18 protein-coding genes are annotated in these 18,944 nt (G+C 69.1%); 3 read left to right on the forward strand and 15 right to left on the reverse strand.

The window, feature by feature from the left end; genetic code table 11:
* Positions 1-24: 24 nt before the first annotated feature.
* The 14 genes from AS25_RS05985 to rpsO all read right to left on the reverse strand — a co-directional run bounded on the left by AS25_RS05985 (position 25) and on the right by rpsO (position 15,479).
* Positions 25-789 carry a regulatory protein RecX gene (locus AS25_RS05985; protein ID WP_084118039.1) on the reverse strand — a complete coding sequence of 255 codons (765 nt, stop codon included), beginning with the start codon at positions 787-789 and terminating at the stop codon, positions 25-27.
* Positions 790-806: 17 nt separating this feature from the next.
* Positions 807-1,952 (reverse strand): recombinase RecA, encoded by a 1,146-nt coding sequence (recA, locus tag AS25_RS05990; protein ID WP_035963347.1) that lies wholly within the window; start codon positions 1,950-1,952, stop codon positions 807-809.
* Positions 1,953-2,120: 168 nt separating this feature from the next.
* Positions 2,121-2,342 carry a DUF3046 domain-containing protein gene (locus AS25_RS05995; protein ID WP_035963868.1) on the reverse strand — a complete coding sequence of 74 codons (222 nt, stop codon included), beginning with the start codon at positions 2,340-2,342 and terminating at the stop codon, positions 2,121-2,123.
* A 161-nt stretch (positions 2,343-2,503) separates the two neighbouring features.
* Positions 2,504-2,929, reverse strand: coding sequence for a helix-turn-helix domain-containing protein (locus AS25_RS06000; protein WP_035963354.1), 426 nt, complete (start codon positions 2,927-2,929; stop codon positions 2,504-2,506).
* Between the two features lie 149 nt (positions 2,930-3,078).
* A complete protein-coding gene (locus AS25_RS06005) occupies positions 3,079-3,576 on the reverse strand; it encodes a CinA family protein (protein WP_035963362.1) in 498 nt (165 codons plus the stop codon).
* Entirely contained in the window at positions 3,573-4,205 is a 633-nt protein-coding gene (pgsA, locus tag AS25_RS06010; RefSeq protein ID WP_035963370.1) for a CDP-diacylglycerol--glycerol-3-phosphate 3-phosphatidyltransferase, read from the reverse strand. The genes AS25_RS06005 and pgsA overlap by 4 nt, the downstream gene beginning before the upstream one ends.
* On the reverse strand, positions 4,202-7,141 hold the full coding sequence (locus tag AS25_RS06015; protein ID WP_035963377.1) for an FtsK/SpoIIIE family DNA translocase: 2,940 nt from the start codon (positions 7,139-7,141) through the stop codon (positions 4,202-4,204). Before AS25_RS06015 ends, pgsA begins: the two co-directional genes overlap by 4 nt.
* Before the next feature lie 82 nt (positions 7,142-7,223).
* Entirely contained in the window at positions 7,224-8,918 is a 1,695-nt protein-coding gene (locus AS25_RS06020; protein ID WP_035963384.1) for a ribonuclease J, read from the reverse strand.
* A 15-nt stretch (positions 8,919-8,933) separates the two neighbouring features.
* Positions 8,934-9,869 carry a 4-hydroxy-tetrahydrodipicolinate synthase gene (gene dapA, locus AS25_RS06025; protein WP_052160756.1) on the reverse strand — a complete coding sequence of 312 codons (936 nt, stop codon included), beginning with the start codon at positions 9,867-9,869 and terminating at the stop codon, positions 8,934-8,936.
* A 9-nt stretch (positions 9,870-9,878) separates the two neighbouring features.
* A complete protein-coding gene (locus AS25_RS06030) occupies positions 9,879-10,514 on the reverse strand; it encodes a hypothetical protein (RefSeq protein ID WP_035963400.1) in 636 nt (211 codons plus the stop codon).
* Positions 10,511-11,269: a 4-hydroxy-tetrahydrodipicolinate reductase gene (gene dapB / locus AS25_RS06035; protein ID WP_035963409.1), complete on the reverse strand. Its 759-nt coding sequence runs from the start codon at positions 11,267-11,269 to the stop codon at positions 10,511-10,513. Before dapB ends, AS25_RS06030 begins: the two co-directional genes overlap by 4 nt.
* Positions 11,270-11,280: 11 nt before the next feature.
* Complete coding sequence (locus AS25_RS06040; protein WP_035963416.1) at positions 11,281-12,684, reverse strand: M16 family metallopeptidase; 1,404 nt, start codon at positions 12,682-12,684, stop codon at positions 11,281-11,283.
* Between the two features lie 21 nt (positions 12,685-12,705).
* A complete protein-coding gene (locus tag AS25_RS06045; RefSeq protein ID WP_035963425.1) occupies positions 12,706-14,964 on the reverse strand; it encodes a polyribonucleotide nucleotidyltransferase in 2,259 nt (752 codons plus the stop codon).
* Positions 14,965-15,209: 245 nt separating this feature from the next.
* Positions 15,210-15,479: a 30S ribosomal protein S15 gene (gene rpsO, locus AS25_RS06050; protein ID WP_035963435.1), complete on the reverse strand. Its 270-nt coding sequence runs from the start codon at positions 15,477-15,479 to the stop codon at positions 15,210-15,212.
* Between the two features lie 326 nt (positions 15,480-15,805).
* On the opposite strand from rpsO, the gene AS25_RS06055 reads away from it, so the two are divergent.
* From AS25_RS06055 to AS25_RS06065, 3 genes are read left to right on the forward strand one after another with little or no spacing between them, the layout of a single operon-like run.
* Complete coding sequence (locus tag AS25_RS06055) at positions 15,806-16,264, forward strand: S-ribosylhomocysteine lyase (protein ID WP_035963447.1); 459 nt, start codon at positions 15,806-15,808, stop codon at positions 16,262-16,264.
* Complete coding sequence (locus AS25_RS06060; protein WP_253270493.1) at positions 16,261-17,037, forward strand: 5'-methylthioadenosine/adenosylhomocysteine nucleosidase; 777 nt, start codon at positions 16,261-16,263, stop codon at positions 17,035-17,037. The genes AS25_RS06055 and AS25_RS06060 overlap by 4 nt, the downstream gene beginning before the upstream one ends.
* Positions 17,030-17,902, forward strand: coding sequence for an aldo/keto reductase (locus tag AS25_RS06065; RefSeq protein ID WP_052160757.1), 873 nt, complete (start codon positions 17,030-17,032; stop codon positions 17,900-17,902). Before AS25_RS06060 ends, AS25_RS06065 begins: the two co-directional genes overlap by 8 nt.
* Positions 17,903-17,921: 19 nt before the next feature.
* Here the strand turns inward: AS25_RS06065 and AS25_RS06070 are convergent, their stop codons facing one another.
* Positions 17,922-18,935, reverse strand: a complete 1,014-nt coding sequence (locus tag AS25_RS06070; RefSeq protein ID WP_035963458.1) for a bifunctional riboflavin kinase/FAD synthetase — start codon at positions 18,933-18,935, stop codon at positions 17,922-17,924.
* Positions 18,936-18,944: the final 9 nt, after the last annotated feature.

The raw sequence follows: 18,944 nt of genomic DNA on the forward strand, positions 1-18,944 counted from the left end.
CGTCCACGGCCGCAGGGACACCGATCAGGGCGTGTCCCACACGTGGGCGCCGTCCGGATCCGGCCGATCGCGCCCGCCCAGTGTGGACCCGCCCGCGGCGTACTCATCTCCCGAGAACCCGTCTCCCGGGAACCCGTCTGCGGAGAACTCGTCACCGGCGACCTCGTCACCCGCGGACTCCTCCGATGCGAACTCCTCCGCCGAGGACTCCAACGCGCCCAGTTCCTCCTTGACCACGGCGAAGGCGAGCCCCGGAGGATACCCCTTGCGTCCGAGCATGCTCACGAGCCTGCGGGTCAGCCGGTCGCGTTCCTTGCGGTCCGACGGGTCCACGGAGGTGGGCAACTTCTTGCGCACGAGGACGTGGGCGTCCCGCAGTTCGTCGTCGTCGGAGCGCTGCTCGAGGGCCTCGCCCGCGATCTCACCCGTGATCCCGCGCTGCGCGAGCTCCCGGCGCAGAGCCGAGCGGGACAACCGGCGGGTCTCGGCGCGGGACCTGACGAACATCCCGGCGTAAGCCCGGTCGTCCACGAGGTTCACTTCCTCGAACCGGTCGAGCATCTCCCGGGCGACGTCCTCGGGGACGTTGCGGTCCGCGAGTTTGTCCTCGAGCTGGCGCCGCGATTTGGCCGAGGCGCTCAACTGGCGCAGGACGATCGCGCGGGCGACCTCGCGGGGATCGGCCTCCGCCTCTTCCGATGACTCCGCGGACGCGGTCGGCGCCGCCGGGCCCCGATGGGAATCGGAGGCCCGGCGGCGCCGGGAACCATAACGTTCGGACTCAGTCATGAACGGGCAGCGTCAGCTCAGAACGCCGGCAGTTCGGTCTCGTTCTTGCCCGGCGCGAACGGGGCGTCCGGATCCAGGTCCTGGGGATCGTCGCCGAACCCCTCCGTGTCCTGGGAGGCCTGGTCCGGGTCCTCGCTGATCCCGAGCTTGACCAGGATCTTGCGTTCGATCTCCTGAGCGAGCTCCGGGTTGTCCTTGAGGAAGCGGCGCGAGTTCTCCTTACCCTGGCCGAGCTGGTCCCCCTCGTAGGTGAACCACGCACCGGACTTCTTCACGATGCCGTGTTCCACGCCCATGTCGATCAGGCCGCCCTCGATGGAGATGCCCTGACCGTAGAGGATGTCGAACTCGGCCTGCTTGAAGGGCGGTGCCATCTTGTTCTTGACGATCTTGGCGCGGGTGCGGTTACCCACGGGGTTCGCGCCGTCCTTGAGAGTCTCGATCCGGCGGACGTCCACGCGCACGGAGGCGTAGAACTTCAGCGCCTTACCACCCGTGGTGGTCTCCGGGGAGCCGAAGAACACGCCAATCTTCTCGCGCAGCTGGTTGATGAAGATCGCGGTGGTGTTGGTGTGGGACAACCGACCCGTGATCTTACGCAGGGCCTGGGACATCAAACGGGCCTGGAGACCCACGTGGCTGTCGCCCATCTCGCCCTCGATCTCCGCCTTGGGCACGAGGGCCGCCACGGAGTCGATCACGATGATGTCGATGGAGCCCGAGCCCACAAGCATGTCCATGATCTCGAGCGCCTGCTCACCGGTGTCCGGCTGGGACACGAGCAGGTTGTCCGTGTCCACACCGAGCTTCTCGGCGTAGACCGGGTCCAGCGCGTGCTCGGCATCGATGAACGCGGCGATCCCGCCGGCCTTCTGGACGCTGGCCACGGCGTGCAGGGCCACGGTGGTCTTACCCGAGGATTCCGGGCCGTAGATCTCCACGACGCGCCCGCGGGGGAACCCGCCGATGCCCAGTGCGACGTCCAGCGCGATGGAACCGGTGGGGATGGTCTCGATCTTGTTGGCGGGGCGATCCCCCAGCCGCATGACCGATCCCTTGCCGTAGTTCTTGTCGATCTGGGACAGGACGGTGTCCAGTGCCTTCTGGCGATCGGATCCGGCCACCTGAGAGGGTGCCGGTGCGCCCTTGGACTTGGCTGCCATGTTTCACCTCGGTTCTCGGGGGCCGGATGCGGCCCTGTCGATGTCTTCGCGTTCCACGGTACAAAGGGGGTCCGACAGCCATAAGCGACCGGACGGGTTGTGGAGCGCGCGTGAGCTGATTCGAATATACCTTCGAAGACGGCGTGGCGCACGCCGCCCACAGCGAACTCAGCGCCGGGGCGGCTGATCCGGACCCCACCACCGGGACTCGGGGATCTCCTGGGCGCGGCACACCGCGAACCACACCGTCTTGGGGTCCGTCCCGGACTCGAGGGCCTCCGCGGCCGTGCGCTCACCCAACTCGGTCAACACCAGGTCCCGAGCGAGGACCCGGCTGTACGCAGCCCCGAATTCGTGGGACATCAGGTCCCAGAACGCACTGACTCGCATGAACGACTTCTCCTCGATATCGACGCTGTACTGATCCGCTAATTCTCCACGCTGTACGGACCCCGTGGTGCTGCAATGAGTAACGGACCCGCCCACCGGGCGGGTCCGTTCATTGGTCTGGTGCGCCGCGGCCGGTTCGGCCGCGGCGAGCGGGGTGTGACTCAGTGCGCGCCGGCGGCGGTGCCACCGCGCAACTGACGCATCTCCCGCGTGAACTCCTCCGTGAGCTCGGACGGTACGGTGTCGGGGATGAACGTGCCCTCGGCGTAGGCGAGACGGTCCGCGACCTCGCGCAGCATCTGGGACATGGGGATGTCCAGTGCCGCACAGATGGACGCGAGCAGCTCGGAGGAGGCTTCCTTCTGTCCTCGCTCCACCTCGCTCAGGTACCCCAGCGAGACGCGGGCGCTGTGCGAGACCTCGCGCAGCGTGCGGCCCTGGCGCTGGCGGACGTTGCGCAGCACCTCGCCGATCTCCTGACGCAGGACACCGACCTTGACATCATTGGTTTCCGCGTGAGCTTCATCGGACATACCCACGTCCTTCCAACGGACGACACCATTGACAGACACGGGTTGCTTCGTCATGTGAATTGCTACTCCTCGTACGAATTGACGGGGCCTTCTGCATCGCGGACGACGCAGTGGTCGAGGCATCTTGAGCCCACCGGGCTCACCCTCTGGTATCCATAACGTGCTTACGTGTTCGATTGTTCCCGCTCGGCGGCCGAAAAGCACTAGGCGTTGGCTGGGAATGAGATTTGAGTCGTCAATGCGTCAAGCGCGCGGTCCACGGTGGCCTGCCGGATCTCGGCCCGATCGCCGCTGACATCCAAGCGCTCCACCCGCTCCACACCGGGGCCCGCGATCCCCACGAAGACAGTTCCCACGGGGTGTCCGTCGTGCGGTTCCGGCCCGGCGACCCCCGTGGTGGACACGGCCCAGTCCACGCCCAGGCTCTCGCGCGCGCCGCGGGCCATGGCCGCCGCGACCTGCGGGTCCACCGCGCCGCGTTCTTCTAGCAGTTCGTGGGACACCCCCAGCACCCGTTCCTTGACGGCGTGCGAGTAGCTCACGACCGCTCCCTCGAAGCACGCCGAGGCGCCGGCCACGGTCACGATCGCGGACGCGAGCGCGCCCCCGGTGAGGGATTCGGCCGTGCCGACCGTGACGCCGCGGGCGACGGCGCAGCGCACGAGCTCCGCGGCGTCGTACCCGGAGCGCTCGGCCGTCACGCGGCGTCCCCGCGCACGGCCCGGTTACGCAACTGCACGGCCTTGATCACGTAGTCGATGCCCGTGACCACGGTCGCGAGTAACGCGAGCGCGGTGAGCACCCACGCGAACCACAGCCACCACTGGCCCACGAACGGGGCGAGCGGCAGCAGCAGGGCGATCAGCGCCGCGGTCTGCAGGACGGTCTTGGTCTTGCCGCCCTTGGACGCGGCCATCACGCCGTAGCGGATCACCACGAACCGCATGACCGTGATGCCCCACTCGCGCACCAGGATCACGATCGTGACCCACCACCACAGCTCCCCGAGCATGGACAGCACCACGAACGCGGCACCCGTGAGCAGTTTGTCCGCGATGGGATCGGCGATCTTGCCGAAACTCGTGATGAGGTTGCGCGCCCGGGCGATGTCCCCGTCGAGCTTGTCCGTGAGCATCGCGAGCCCGAACGTGACCACGGCGGCCCAGCGCATCCCCATGGAATCCTGGCCGTGGGTGCCCCCGGCCACCAGGAACCAGACGAAGAACGGGACCATCACGATCCGCAGTGCCGTCAGGGCGTTCGGCAGGTTCCAGTTGGAGGCGTTGGGGGCGGGCGCCCCGGGCGCGGCCGCGCCGTCGTGAACCGTCATCGTCCCGTCAACTCCCATGCATCCTCGGATTGGTCGGACCCGTCGTGGTAGTCGTGGGCCACGTTCGACAGCGACGCCTCCACGGGGTCCTCGCCGTACGCCGACGCCGCGTGCGCACCGTCCGGGGTGGCCGGCGCACTCTGCGCGGGCGGCTCCTCGCCGCGGATTAGGGCAAGGGTCGCGGCGAGGTCGTCCGGCTTGACGAGGACGTCACGCGCCTTGGACCCCTCGGAGGCGCCGACCACGCCGCGCGATTCGAGCAGGTCCATGAGCCGCCCGGCCTTCGCGAAGCCCACGCGCAGCTTGCGCTGGAGCATGGACGTGGACCCGAACTGCGTGGTGATGATCAGCTCGGCGGCCTGCAGCAGGACGTCGAGGTCGTCCCCGATGTCCTCGTCGATCGTCTTCTTGGGCGCTTCCTGCACGACGTCGTCGCGGTAGTGCGTGCTCATCTGCGACTTCACGTGCTCCACGACCTTGTGGATCTCCGACTCGGAGACCCACGCACCCTGCACACGCATGGGCTTGGACGCGCCCATGGGCAGGAACAGGGCGTCGCCCTGGCCGATCAGCTTCTCCGCGCCGGGCTGGTCCAGCACCACGCGGGAGTCGGTGACCGAGGACGTCGCGAACGCCATCCGGGACGGGACGTTGGCCTTGATCAGGCCGGTCACGACGTCCACCGAGGGCCGCTGCGTGGCGAGCACCAGGTGGATGCCGGCGGCACGCGCGAGTTGGGTGATCCGCACGATCGCGTCCTCGACGTCCCGCGGGGCCACCATCATGAGGTCCGCGAGCTCGTCCACGATCACGAGCAGGTACGGGTAGGGGCGGATGGTGCGCTTGGACCCGGGTTCGGGTTGCACCTTGCCGTTGCGCACGGCCTTGTTGAAGTCGTCGATGTGCTTGTACCCGAAGTGGGAGAGGTCGTCGTAGCGCGCGTCCATCTCCCGCACGACCCACTGCAGGGCCTCGGCGGCCTTCTTGGGGTTGGTGATGATCGGGGTGATCAGGTGCGGCACACCCTCGTACGCGGTCAGTTCCACGCGCTTGGGGTCCACCATGACCAGACGCACCTCGTCCGGGGTGGAGCGCATGAGGATCGAGACGATCATGGAGTTCACGAACGAGGACTTACCCGCACCGGTGGCACCGGCCACGAGCATGTGCGGCATCTTGGCGAGGTTCGCGAGCACGAAGCCGCCCTCCACGTCCTTGCCCACGCCCATGATCATGGGGTGCTCGGACGCCCGGGCCTTCTGCGAGCGCAGCACGTCCCCCAGCGCCACGGTCTCGCGGTCCGTGTTGGGGATCTCGATGCCGATCGCGGACTTGCCCGGGATGGGTGAGAGGATCCGCACGTCCGCGGACGCCACCGCGTACGCGATGTTCTTGGACAGCGCCGTGACGCGCTCCACCTTGGTCCCGGAGCCCAGTTCGATCTCGTAGCGCGTGACCGTGGGCCCGCGCGAGAAGCCGGTGACCTCGGCGTCCACCTTGAACTGTTCGAGCACACTCGTGAGCGCCCGGACCACCTGGTCGTTCGCCTCGGAGCGTTCCTTGGCGGGCGGGCCCTGCACGAGGTCCGCGACGGGCGGGAGGCTGTAGGCGACGTCGCCCTGCAGCTTGAGCTGCTCGGAGCGGGCCGGGATGGGGGTCGCGGGCGTGTGGGTGCGCGGCTGGGGGTTGTCGTCCACCTTCAGGGCGGGCGCGTCCGACGCCGCGGCGGTGTCCGCCGCGGGAGCCATCCCCTGCTCCTCGCGTATTTTCTGAGCGGCGCGCTGGGACTTGGTGGGACGCTTCTCGCCGGGGCGCAGTGCGGCCTCCGGGTTCGGGATCGCGTCGGTGTCCTGGACCTCGGACGCCGCGGTGGAGCCCGCCACCTGCGCGGTGTCTCGCACGGAGGAGGATCCACCGGAAGAACCCCGGCGCGCGGAGCGCTCCGCGTGCGAGCCGACGTCGAACACGCTCGTGGCTCCCGCATCCCGCGCCTCGCGGCGGTTGGCCTCGTCCACGACGGCGCGCTCGAATGCCTCGTCCCCGTCGTAGCGGTCCAGCTCGTGACGCTGCTTGCGCCGCTCGGAGCGACGGGAGCGCTTCTCACGCGTGGGTCGGGCGGGATCGAGGTAGGAGCGGTCGTGCGCGGGATCGGAGACGTCGGTCGCGCGGGGCTCGTACTGCCCCGTGAGACGGCGGTAAAGTTCGCGCAAGCGCGGTCCGATCTCCCCCACGGGCGTGGCGGTCATGACGAGCACGGCCAACGCCGCGAGCAGCACGAAGACCGCGAGCGCGCCCCACCGGGTGATCAGGGACGCCAGCGGGTCCGCGGCCAGGAAGCCCACGAAACCGCCCGCGCGCCACAAGGCGTCGAACCCGTCACCCAGACCGGGCGCGCCGCCCAGCAGGTGCGCGGTGCCCGCGCCGGCCACGGACAGCGCGAGCAGACCGATCGCGATCCGGTTGTTGGCCTGCGTGGCCTCGGGGTGACGGAAGACGCGGATCGCGAAACAGAAGCAAAAAATCGGCAGCACGAGGGCCATGAAACCGAAGGTCCCGCCCACGACCGCGTGCACCCAGGACGCGGGGATCGCCACGAGCGCGAGGTCCACGCCGCGCAGGTTCCACCACTCGACCGCCGCGATCACGACGGCGAGCACGAGCCACACGAGCGCACCGCCGTCACGGCGCTGTTCGGGAGCCATGTCCGTGCGCACGGTCCCCACGCGACGCACCGCGGCCCCCACCACGTGTCCGGCGCCGGACCACGCGTTGACCACCCCGCGCAGGGCGGTGGAACCGGCCGAGGGCCCCGTGGATCCGGAGCGTGCGGACGTGGACCGTGCGGGGGCCTTCTTGCCGTTCTTGGGGGAACGCGCGGAACCCGAGGACCTGCCGGAGGCCTTCGAGGAGCGCGCGGGGGAAGTTCGTGACGCCATGCCCCCAGGGTACCCGGACGCGCAGCGGCCCGCCCGGAGTCGGATCCGGGCGGGCCGCTGCGCAGTGCGGTGGTTCGGGGCGTCAGGCCTCGACGACCACGGGCACGATCATGGGCTTGCGCCGCAGCTTGCGGGAGACCCACGAGCCCACGGTGCGTCGCACGATCTGCTGCAACTGGTGGGTCGTGTGGTTCTTGCCGCTCTCGCCGAGCGCGTCCTCGAGGGCCGCGGAGATCCGGGGGCGGATCTCGTTGAACACGGTGTCCTCCTCGGCCACGCCGCGCGCGTGGATGTCCGGACCGGAGACGATCTTGCCGGTGTCCCGGTTGACCACGGTGATCACGGAGATGAAGCCCTCCTCACCGAGGGTCATGCGGTCCTTGAGGTCCGCGTCCGTGATCTCACCCACGGAGGAGCCGTCCACGTAGATGAACCCGCACTCCACCTGCCCGGTGATCTTGGCCGCGCCGGAGTGCATGTCCACCACGGTGCCGTTCTCCGCGAGCAGCACGTGGTCCGCGGGGACGCCCGTCTCCTGGGCCAGGTTGCCGTTGGCGATCAGGTGGCGGATCTCGCCGTGGACCGGCATGACGTACTCGGGTTCCACGATGTTGTAGCAGTACAGCAACTCGCCCGCCCCGGCGTGACCCGAGACGTGGACCTTGGCATTGCCCTTGTGGACCACGTCCGCGCCCAGGCGCATGAGCCCATTGATCACGCGGAACACGGAGTTCTCGTTACCCGGGATCAGGGAGGACGCCAGGATCACGGTGTCCCCCGCGTTGACCTGGACCTTGTGGTCCCCGTTGGCCATGCGGGACAGTGCGGCCATGGGCTCACCCTGGGAACCGGTGCACATGATGACGATCTGGTCGTCCCGGTAGTCCCCGACCTTCTTCTGATCCACGAGCACGTTGGGCGGCACGTCCAGGTAACCGAGCTTCTCGGCGATCGCCATGTTGCGGATCATGGACCGGCCCATCAGGGCGACCTTGCGACCGCTGGCCACGGCGGCGTCGAGCACCTGCTGCACGCGGTGGACGTGGGAGGAGAACGACGCCACGATCACGCGCTGCTTGGCACGGGCGACCACGTCCGCGAGCACGGGACCGATGGCCTTCTCGGACGCGATGAATCCGGGAACCTCGGCGTTGGTGGAGTCCGTGAGGAACAGGTCCACACCCTCCTCGCCCAACCGGGCGAAGTGACGCAGGTCCGTGATCCGCCCGTCCAGGGGCAGCTGGTCCATCTTGAAGTCACCGGTGTGCAGCACGGTCCCGGCCTTGGTGCGCAGGAACACGGCCAGGGCGTCCGGGATGGAGTGGTTCACGGCCACGAACTCGCACTCGAACTCACCCAGGCGCTCCACCTGGCCCTCGCGCACGGCCATGGTGAAGGGCTTGATCCGGTGCTCCTGCAGCTTGGCCTCGATCAGCGCGAGTGTGAGCTGCGAGCCCAGGATGGGGATGTCCGGACGGCGCTTGAGCAGGTACGGGACCGCGCCGATGTGGTCCTCGTGGCCGTGGGTGAGCACGATCGCGACGATGTCGTCGAGGCGCTCACGGATGTGGTTGATGTCCGGCAGGATCAGGTCCACGCCGGGCTGGGTTTCCTCGGGGAACAGGACACCGCAGTCGACCACGAGCAGCTGCCCATTGATCTCGAACACGGTCATGTTCCGACCGACCTCGCCCAGACCGCCCAGGGGGATGACTCGCAGGGTGTCCTTCGCGAGTGCGGGCGGTTCGGAGAGGTCGGTGGTGTTCCAATGGGTCATGAGACCCCTTTCATCTCAGGTGGTCAGCGTGTCGGCGATGACCGACGTGCTCAGGTCCGAGCGGATCTGCTCCAGCTCGGCCTGTGTGGGTGTCACGTGCGGCAAGCGCACCGTGTTGTTCGGCAGGCGGCCCTGCCAATGAAGAATGGTCTTCGCGGCCACGGCCCCGGGGATCCGGGTCATGGTGGCACGCACGAGCGGCAACAGTTCCTCGTTGAGCCGCTGCGCGGTCTCGAGGTCCCCGGCCAGGGAGGCGTCCACGAGCCGGCGGTAGCGCGGGGTGTCGATGTGGGTGGTCACACCCACGAGCCCGGAGGCACCGAGCGCGATCCACGGGAGGGTGAGACCGTCGTCGCCGGAGTAGAAGAGCAGGTCCGTCTCGGCCATGACCCGGGCGGCGGCCATGAAGTCCGCCTTGGCGTCCTTGACGGCCACGATGTTGGGGTGGGAGGCGAGCGAGATCATGGTCTCGGGCTCGATCGGGATCCCCGAGCGCCCGGGGATGTCGTACACCATGACGGGCGTGTCCACGGAGTCCGCGAGCGAGCGGAAGTGCGCCTCGACGCCCGCCTGGGTGGGTTTGTTGTAGTACGGGGTCACGATCAGCAGGCCGTCCATCCCGATCTTCTGCGCCTCGAGGCACAGGAAGCGGGAGTGTTCGGTGTCGTTCGAACCGGTCCCCGCGAGCAGCGGCACGCGCCCGCCCACGGCGTCCTTGACGGCACGGAAGACGGAGAGATTCTCCTGGTCGGTCATGGTGGAGTACTCACCGGTGGTGCCGCACACCACCAGACCGTCACAACCGTCGTCCACGAGTTGTTCGGCCAGGTGACCCGTGGCCTCGAGGTCCACCGAGCCGTCGTCGTGGAAGACCGTGACCATGGCGGTGAGCAGGGACCCGAACATGGGCGCGGACCGCTGCGTCCGCGCAGGTGCGCTGTCGTGTGTCATATCCACAGGTTACCGCCCGGAGCGGGCGAGCACCGTTTCCGGATCCGTCCCCCGATGTAGGGCTATGGCGGTGCGCATGGCCCTGCGGGCCCGCCGGCCGTCGCCGCTCGCGGAGTACGCGAGGCTCAGTCGGTACCACCCGCCCCACTCGGCGGGGTCCGCCTCGACCTCGCGGCGCACGACGTCGAAGTGCTCGTCCGCGGCGGCCCGCACGTACCGTCCGGACGGGGTCCGCGGCAGATCGTCCGCGGGAAGCTCACCGCGCGCGGCGAGTTCCCGGCCGAGGCGTTCGGTGCGGGCGCCGAAGACGATCTCGCGCACCATGGCCCACGTACCCACCGCGGGGATCACGAGCATGGCCACGCCCAGCAGGGTGGGCAGCCAGCCCCCGGTGCCGAGCAACAGGACCGCCCGGTGGAAGGCCAAGGCGAGGTACAGGGCCAGCAGCCCGATCATGAGCGCGGCCAGGATGCGACCCTTCGCACCCACCTCGAGCACGGTGAACACCGCGGCGAACGCGAGCATAGCGACGAGCCAGATCTTGGAGCCCCCGGAGATCGGCAGGATCAGCACCGTGATCACGAGCAGCACGATCACGGCCGTGGCCCACCAGCGCAGACCGGAGAAGGAACGGGCGCGGCTCACAGCCCCAGGTCCATGTAGCCGTCCAGGCCGTGGGTGAGCCCCGGGTGCTTCGCGACCGAACGCACGCCCAACAGCACACCCGTCATGAAGGACACGCGGTCGAAGGAGTCGTGGCGCACGGTCAGCTGCTCCCCCGTGTTGCCCAGCAGGGTCTCCTGGTGGGCCACGAGCCCGCGCAGGCGCACCGAGTGCACGTGCACACCGTCCAGGTCCGCACCGCGCGCGCCGTGCGGATCGGATTCCGTGGCGTCCGGCGACGGCGCCACGCCGGCCCGTTCGCGCGCGGCGGCCACGAGCGCGGCGGTGCGCGCGGCGGTGCCGGACGGGGCGTCGAGCTTCTGGGGGTGGTGCAGTTCCACGATCTCCACGGACTCGAAGAACGCCGCGGCCATCTCGGAGAACTTCATGGCGAGCACCGCACCCACCGCGAAGTTGGGGGCGATCAGCACACCCGTGTCCGAGGCATCGGCGAGCCACGACTCGAGCTCGGCCAGAGCGGCGTCGTCCCAACCCGTGGTGCCCACGACCGCGTGGATACCGTGTTCCACGGCGAAGCGCACGTTCTCCCGCGTAGCACTCGGGACCGTGAGGTCCACGACCACCTGCGCGCCGGAGCTCACGAGTTCCTGGAGGTCGTCCCCGCGACCGAGGGCCGCGACGAGTTCCATGTCCGAGGCGTCCGTGATGGCCTTCACTGCCTCGGAGCCCATGCGTCCGTTGCGGCCGAGTACGGCCACCTTGATCTGCTCGTTCATGTGATCCCGCCTCATTCCTGGTTCTGCTCGGCGTGCGGCCCCACCACGGTGCGTACCGTGGCGTCCGCGGACAATTGCGCGGCCAGTGTCTGCACGTCCTCGGACGTCACGGCGCGGATGCGCCGCAGGGACTCGTCCACGTCCATGAAGATGCCCGTCTTCAGTTCTGCGGACCCCAGCCGGGACATCCGCGACCCCGTGTCCTCGAGGGCCAGGACGGTGGCACCGCTGAGTTGGCCCTCGACCTTCGCGAGTTCTGCCGCATCCATCCCGTCCTGGGCGAGCCGGTCCAGCTCGGCGCGCATGAGCTCGCTGACCTGGTCCACGCGCTCGCCCGTGCACCCCGCGTACATCCCGAAGAACCCGGCGTCCGAGTAGGAGCCCGAGAAGGAGAACGTGGAGTACGCGAGGCCCTTCTGCTCCCGGATGGTGTGGAACAACCGCGAGGACATCCCGCCGCCCAGGGCGGCGTTGAGCACGGTCATCGCGAAGCGACGCTCGTCCCCGGACTGCAGTCCGGCGCCGCCCAGCACCACGTGGGCCTGCTCGACCGGGCGCTCGAACGTGTGGGTCCCGACCAGGGGGGTCAACTGCGCCGGCGAGGAGTCCCGCCGGGCACCGGCGTGGCCGGTCGCGTCCGGGTCCCAGCCCGCGCGGGCCAGGGACTCGCGCACGAGTTCGACGACGCGGTCGTGGTCCAGACCCCCGGCCACCGTGACCACGAGGTTCTCGGGGCGGTAGGACCCGCGGTAGTGCTGCCACACCGCGTCCCGGGTCACGGAACGGATCTCCTCCGGGGTGCCCGCGATGGGCCGCGCGAGCGCGGACCCGTGGAGCACCTCGGCGTTGAACTGTTCGAATGCGAAGTCCGTGGGATCGTCCCGGTCCATGGCGATCTCCTCGAGGATCACGCCGCGTTCGCGGTCGAACTCCTCGGGGTCCAGGACGGCACCGGTGAACATGTCCGCGAGCACGTCCACCGCCATGGGCAACTGCTCGGAGAGCACCCGGGCGTGGTAGCACGTGTGCTCGTGGGCCGTGAACGCATTGGACTCCCCGCCCACGCGGTCGAAGGCCTCCGCGATCTCGAGCGAACTGCGCCGGGACGTGCCCTTGAACAGCAGGTGCTCCAGGAAGTGCGTGGAACCGAGCATGCCCGGGGCCTCGTCACGCGAGCCCAGGCTCACCCAGAACCCCACGGACACCGAACGCTGCCCGGGCATCTTCTCGGTGAGCACCCTGGTCCCGCACGGCAGGACGGTGCGCATGATCACGGCGCCCTCGGCGTCGTCGTGCACCACGTGGGTGAAGCCCGGCGCCTGCGCCGTGGCCGAATACGCCCGAAGGCGGGCGGCCCCGCCGGAGACGTGCTCCGCGGGATCGCCCGCCCTCAGGGGAAGGTGAACAACTGTCATCTAGTAACGAAGACCCTCTGCTCAGTTCTCGTCGTCGGAGGACTCGGCCGGGGCGTCGGACTCGGCCACGACGGGCGCGAGGGACAGCTTGCCGCGGTCGTCCACCTTGGTGATCTCCACCTGGACCTTCTGGCCCACGGACACGACGCCGTCCACCTCGTTGACGCGCTTGTTGTCGTTGAGCTTGCGCATCTCGGAGATGTGGAGCAGACCATCCTTGCCCGGGGTCAGGGACACGAACGCACCGAACGTGGTGGTCTTGACCACGGTGCCCAGGTAGCGCTCGCCCACCTCGGGGACCTGCGGGTTGGCGATCGCGTTGATCGCCGAGCGCGCGGCCTCCGCGGAGGGACCGTCCGTGGCGCCGATGTACACGGTGCCGTCGTCCTCGATGGAGATGTCCGTGCCGGTGTCCTCCTGGATCTGGTTGATCATCTTGCCCTTGGGGCCGATCACCTCACCGATCTTGGACACGGGCACGTTCACCGAGATCACGCGCGGCGCGAACTCGCTCATCTCGTCCGGGGCGTCGATCGCGGAGGTCAGCACGTCCAGGATGTAGAGCCGGGCCTCGCGCGCCTGGGTCAGGGCCGAGGCCAGGACCGAGGCGGGGATACCGTCCAGCTTGGTGTCCAGCTGGATCGCGGTCACGAACTCGGACGTACCGGCGACCTTGAAGTCCATATCACCCAGCGCGTCCTCCGCACCGAGGATGTCGGTCAGGGCCGCGTACTGGACCTCGCCGTTGACGGTGTCGGAGACCAGGCCCATGGCGATACCGGCCACGGGAGCGCGCAGCGGCACACCGGCGTTGTACAGCGACAGCGTGGACGCGCACACGGAACCCATGGACGTGGAGCCGTTGGAGCCCAGCGCCTCGGAGACCTGACGGATCGCGTACGGGAACTCCTCCCGGGAGGGCAGCACGGGCGTGATCGCACGCTCGGCGAGCGCACCGTGGCCGATCTCGCGGCGCTTGGGCGAACCCACGCGGCCGGTCTCGCCTGTGGAGTACGGCGGGAAGTTGTAGTGGTGGATGTAGCGCTTGTGCTTGACCGGGGACAGCGAGTCGATCTGCTGCTCCAGCTTGAGCATGTTCAGCGTGGTGACACCCATGATCTGGGTCTCGCCGCGCTCGAACAGCGCGGAACCGTGCACGCGCGGGAGCACGTCCACCTCGGCGCTGAGCTGACGGATGTCCGTGAGGCCACGGCCGTCGATGCGCACCTTGTCCTTGAGGATGCGCTGACGCACGGTCTGCTTGGTCAGGGCCTGGTAGGCGCCGTTGACCTCGTCCGCGCGGCCCTCGAAGGCCTTGCCCTCGCCCGTGAGCTCGGCCAGCGTGGACTGGTGCAGCTCGTCGGTCGCGGCCTCGCGCTCCTGCTTGCCGGCGATCGAGTAGACCTGCGCCATGCGCTCGCCCACGAAGTCCTTGACGGCCTCGGCAGCGTCGTCCCCGTACCCGCCGAAGCGCGGCAGGTCCAGCTCGGGCTTGGCGGTGCGGGACGCGAGGTCCGCCTGGGCGTCGCACAGGGCCTTGATGAAGGGCTTGGCGGCCTCGAGGCCCTCGGCCACGAGCTCCTCGGTCGGTGCGACCGCACCCTGACCCTTGATGAGCTCCCACGCGTTGTCGGTGGCCTCGGCCTCGACCATCATGATCGCGACGTCCGAGCCGCCGTCCTTGGTGCTCACCACACGGCCGGCCACGGCCATGTCGAACACGGCGTTCTCGAGCTGGGAGTGCTTGGGGAACGCGATCCACTGGTGGGAGCCGTTCTCCTGGGCCATGAGCGCCATGCGCACGCCGCCCACGGGGCCCTGGAAGGGCAGCCCGGACAAGGTCGTGGACATGGACGCGGCGTTGATCGCCACGGTGTTGTAGATCTCGTCCGGTGCGATGGACGTGACGGTGACGACCACCTGCACCTCGTTGCGCAGGCCCTTGCCGAACGCGGGGCGCAGCGGGCGGTCGATCAGGCGGCACGTGAGGATCGCGTCCGTGGACGGGCGGCCCTCACGGCGGAAGAACGAACCGGGGATGCGGCCCGCGGCGTACATCCGCTCCTCGACGTCCACCGTGAGCGGGAAGAAGTCGAAGCCCTCCCGCGGGTGCTTGCCCACGGCCGTGGCCGAGAGCATGGAGGTCTCTTCGTCGATGTAGACCATGGCCGAACCCGCGGCCTGGCGGGCGAGTCGGCCGGTTTCGAAGCGCACGACGCGCTTGCCGTACGAGCCGTTGTCGATGACGGCTTCTGCACTCTGGATCTCGGGACCCTCCAAGGGTCACCTCCGTTTCTTCGTGGTGCGTGATCCGCGCGACACACCGGTCTTCGATCGAGGCGCTCGCAGCGCGTGGGCGTTGCGAAGGCCACTGTCGAGGACCGCGACATGCAGCGCGGTCACGCCATGACGTGATTTCTCGTTGGATTGTCCGGACACTCGGTCCGGCTGGCGGTGTTCGTCACGAACAGCGCCGATTGCGGCGGTTCCCCGCGCTCCGTCAGGGGCACGGGGAACCGGTCACATCACTTGCGCAGGCCGAGGCGCTCGATGAGCGCACGGTAGCGGGCGATGTCGGTGCGACGCAGGTAGTCAAGCATGCGACGACGCCGTCCCACCAGGGCCATCAGGCCGCGGCGGGTGTGGTGGTCGTGCTTGTGCATCTTCAGGTGCTCGGTCAGATCGGAGATCCGACGGGACAGCACCGCGATCTGCACCTCGGGCGAACCGGTGTCACCCTCGTGGGTCGCGTACTCGGTGATGATCTGGTTCTTGATCGTGGCATCCAGGGCCATGTGTAACTCCTCGAGTCAGTACCGTGACCGCCCGGTGCGTGAGATTCCCGCCCGGGGTCCGGGAGCGAGCTCCCGGGGTCGGACCGCCACGGACCGCAGTCAGACCATCGACCATCCTAACCGATCCCCCGCCCGGGCACCGTAAGGCCCGTCACCCCGCGGCGGACGACGGCGCGGCGCACCGGTGCGCCGCCCCGCACCCGCGCATCGCCGCAGCGCCGCGGACGTCCCGTGGCAACGCCGTCGACATCCCGCGGTAGCGCCGTCGCAGTCCCGCGGGAGCGCCCGGAACGTGCGAAGCCGGACCGAACTGGGACAATGGGGGCATGCAGAAGATGAACGTCGAATCATTCAACCTCGACCACCGCAGCGTGGCCGCCCCCTACGTGCGGATCGCGGATCGCAAGGAACTGCCGGGTGGGGACACCCTCGTGAAGTACGACGTCCGCTTCACCCAGCCCAACCAGGCGCACCTGGAGATGCCGGCGGTGCACTCGATCGAACACCTCACCGCAGAGCACATGCGCAATCACACGGACGCCCTGATCGACTTCTCCCCCATGGGGTGCCAGACCGGCTTCTACGCGCTCATGCTGGGAGTGGAGACCGAGGAATTCGAGCGCCTGCTCGAGCGCACCTTCCGGGACATCCTCGAGGCGGACGAGGTCCCGGCCGCGAACGAGGTGCAGTGCGGCTGGGGCGCCAACCACAGCCTCGAGGCGGCCCAGGACGCGGTGCGCGGATTCCTGGCCGAGCGCGAGCACTGGGACGAGGTCACGCGGTGACGGACGACGCCGCACGGTTCGCCGCGTGCGTGGGCGCGCCGGCCGTCGTGGTCGCCATGGCGGAGGAGGCCGAACCGTTCCTCGCGGACGCAGACTCCCGCTGCGAGAACCCCCACGTGATCGGTGGGGCCGAGCTGCACGCCGTCGAGGCCGCGGGGCGTCCCGTGCTCGTGGTGCGCACCGGGATCGGACTGGTCAACGCGGCGTCGGCCCTGAGCGCGGTGCTGGAACGGTTCGAACCGAGCGCCGTGATCTCCGCGGGTTCCGCCGGGGGCCTGCGCGCGGACGTCAACGTGGGTGACCTCGTGATCGGCACCGAGTTCCGCTACGCGGACGCGGACGCGACCGCGTTCGGGTACGAACCGGGACAGGTGCCCGGGATGCCCCCGGCCTTCGCGGCGTCGTCGGACCTCGTGACGGCCGCGAGCAGCCTCGTGGCCGCGGAGGGCTACGCCGCGTGGCGCGGGACGATGCTCTCGGGCGGCGCGTTCGTCACGGCCCGCAACGTGGGGGCGACCCGCGAGGTGTTCCCCGAGGCCCTGAGCACGGACATGGAGACCACGGCCCTCGCGCACGTGTGCCATGACCGCGAGGTGCCCTTCCTGGCCGTGCGCGCGATCTCGGACCTGTGCGGTCCCGCCGCGGACCAGCAGTTCCACATGGAGCTGGACATCGTGGCCCGGATCAGCGCCCAGGCCGTGACCGAACTGCTCGACGGGCTCCCGCCCGTCCCACCACCCACACGTCGAGGAGAACGAGGAACACATGAGTGACGACAAGACCAAGGACCTGCGGGACGCCGCCCCGGACGTCGCGAAGCACGTGCTGCGCGACGGCCACAAGATCCCCCAGCTGGGCTTCGGCACCTACCCCATGGACGATGCCGAGGCCGAGGCCCTGATCCCGGAGGCCGTGTGGCGCGGGTACCGGCTCATCGACACCGCGGTGAACTACGGCAACGAACGCGGCGTGGGCCTGGGCGTGCGCTATTGCGACATCCCCCGTTCCGAGCTGTTCCTCACGTCCAAGATCCCGGGGCGGGACCACGGCACGGACAGCGTGCGGCGCTCACTCGAGGGCACGCTCGAACGGCTCGGCACGGACTACCTGGACCTCTACCTGATCCACTGGCCCAACCCGAGCGAGGACCGCTACGTGGACACGTGGCGCGCCATGATGGCCGCCCGCGACGAGGGCCTGACCCGTTCGATTGGTGTGTCCAACTTCCTGCCCGAGCACCTCCTGCGCCTGGAGCGGGAGACCGGGGAGATGCCCGTGGTCAACCAGGTGGAGCTGCACCCGCAGTACCAGCAGGAGACCCTGCGCGCGTTCCACGGGGAGCACAAGATCCTGACCGAGGCGTGGTCCCCGCTGGGGCGCAAGACGGACCTGTTGCAGGACCCGTGGCTCGCGGAGATCGCCCGCAAGGTGGGACGCACCCCGGCCCAGGTGGTGCTGCGCTGGCACGTGCAGTCCAGCATCGTGGCGATCCCCAAATCCTCGAACACCGAGCGCATGGCGCAGAACATCGACGTGTTCGAATGGGAGCTCACGGACGAGCAGATGGAACGGGTGCGCATGCTGCACACCGGCATCAGCGGCTCCGGGTTCGATCCCGCCGTGCACGAGGAGATGTGAGCACCCCCACCGTGTGAGTTCAGTCGGTCCCGCGCGCCTGTTCCCGCAGGATGTCGCGGGACCGATTCACGTCGTCGCGCATCTGGGACACGAGCGCATCGATCCCGCGGTAGGCCACCATCCCGCGCAGACGTTCCACGAACTCGACCACCACGGTCTGTCCGTAGAGGTCGAAGTCCTCCACGGCCTCGTCCGGGCGGTCGATCACGTGCGCCTCGACCTGACGGTTCACGCCGTCGAACGTGGGATTGGAGCCCACGGAGATCGCGGTGGGCCACCGGGTGCCGTCCTGGTCCACGAGCCAGCCTGCGTAGACCCCGTCCGCGGGGATGAATCCCGTGGCCTCGGGCGCCAGGTTCGCGGTGGGGAAGCCCAGTTCGCGCCCGCGGGCGGCCCCGTGCACCACCTCGCCGCGCATGCGGTGGTGCCGGCCGAGCAGTTTGGCAGCACCGCGGATGTCCCCCGCCTCGAGGCACGAGCGCACCCACGTGGACGAGCAGCGGCGGTCGTCGCTCCAGCCCACCAGGCCGTTGAGCGCATCCGTGTCCTCGGGGACCAGGCCCGCGACGTCGTCCACGACCTGGACCTCGAAGCCGTGTTCACGGCCGAGCTCCCTGATCACCGGCAGATCCCCCGTGTTGTCACGCCCGAGCCGGACGTCCGATCCGATCACGAGACACACCGCGCCCAGCGGTTTTACGAGGTAGTCGACCACGAACTCCTCGGGGCTCAGTTCCGAGAACTCGAGGCTGTACGGCAGCACGAGGACGGCATCCACGCCGGTGGCCTCGAGGGCGTCCAGCTTGTCCTCGAGACCCATGATCAGTCCGGGGTGGGATTCGGGCCGGTGCACGAGAGCCGGGTGCGGATCGAAGGTCACGACCACGGAGTGGGCCTCAAGACGCTGGGAGGTCTCCAGCAGCTGCGCGAACACGTGTTGATGACCGCGGTGGACACCGTCGAAGTTGCCGATGCTCACCACGGAGGGACCGAATCCCGGGGTGACCTCGTCCAGGCTTCTCCAGCGAATCACTGTTCTCCT

Origin of the sequence: Kocuria marina, assembly GCF_000786655.1 — a bacterium.
In the GTDB taxonomy this organism is placed as follows: Bacteria; Actinomycetota; Actinomycetes; order Actinomycetales; family Micrococcaceae; genus Kocuria; species Kocuria marina_A.

What these genes read in the sequence shown, in the direction of transcription:
- AS25_RS06020 (WP_035963384.1), bottom strand. Translation starts at nt 8,918, where the DNA reads ATGACCCATTGGAACACCACCGACCTCTCCGAACCGCCCGCACTCGCG.
- AS25_RS05985 (WP_084118039.1), bottom strand. Translation starts at nt 789, where the DNA reads ATGACTGAGTCCGAACGTTATGGTTCCCGGCGCCGCCGGGCCTCCGAT.
- AS25_RS06000 (WP_035963354.1), bottom strand. Translation starts at nt 2,929, where the DNA reads ATGACGAAGCAACCCGTGTCTGTCAATGGTGTCGTCCGTTGGAAGGAC.
- AS25_RS05995 (WP_035963868.1), bottom strand. Translation starts at nt 2,342, where the DNA reads ATGCGAGTCAGTGCGTTCTGGGACCTGATGTCCCACGAATTCGGGGCT.
- rpsO (WP_035963435.1), bottom strand. Translation starts at nt 15,479, where the DNA reads ATGGCCCTGGATGCCACGATCAAGAACCAGATCATCACCGAGTACGCG.
- dapB (WP_035963409.1), bottom strand. Translation starts at nt 11,269, where the DNA reads ATGAACGAGCAGATCAAGGTGGCCGTACTCGGCCGCAACGGACGCATG.
- AS25_RS06040 (WP_035963416.1), bottom strand. Translation starts at nt 12,684, where the DNA reads ATGACAGTTGTTCACCTTCCCCTGAGGGCGGGCGATCCCGCGGAGCAC.
- recA (WP_035963347.1), bottom strand. Translation starts at nt 1,952, where the DNA reads ATGGCAGCCAAGTCCAAGGGCGCACCGGCACCCTCTCAGGTGGCCGGA.
- AS25_RS06065 (WP_052160757.1), top strand. Translation starts at nt 17,030, where the DNA reads ATGAGTGACGACAAGACCAAGGACCTGCGGGACGCCGCCCCGGACGTC.
- dapA (WP_052160756.1), bottom strand. Translation starts at nt 9,869, where the DNA reads ATGACACACGACAGCGCACCTGCGCGGACGCAGCGGTCCGCGCCCATG.
- AS25_RS06015 (WP_035963377.1), bottom strand. Translation starts at nt 7,141, where the DNA reads ATGGCGTCACGAACTTCCCCCGCGCGCTCCTCGAAGGCCTCCGGCAGG.
- AS25_RS06055 (WP_035963447.1), top strand. Translation starts at nt 15,806, where the DNA reads ATGCAGAAGATGAACGTCGAATCATTCAACCTCGACCACCGCAGCGTG.
- pgsA (WP_035963370.1), bottom strand. Translation starts at nt 4,205, where the DNA reads ATGACGGTTCACGACGGCGCGGCCGCGCCCGGGGCGCCCGCCCCCAAC.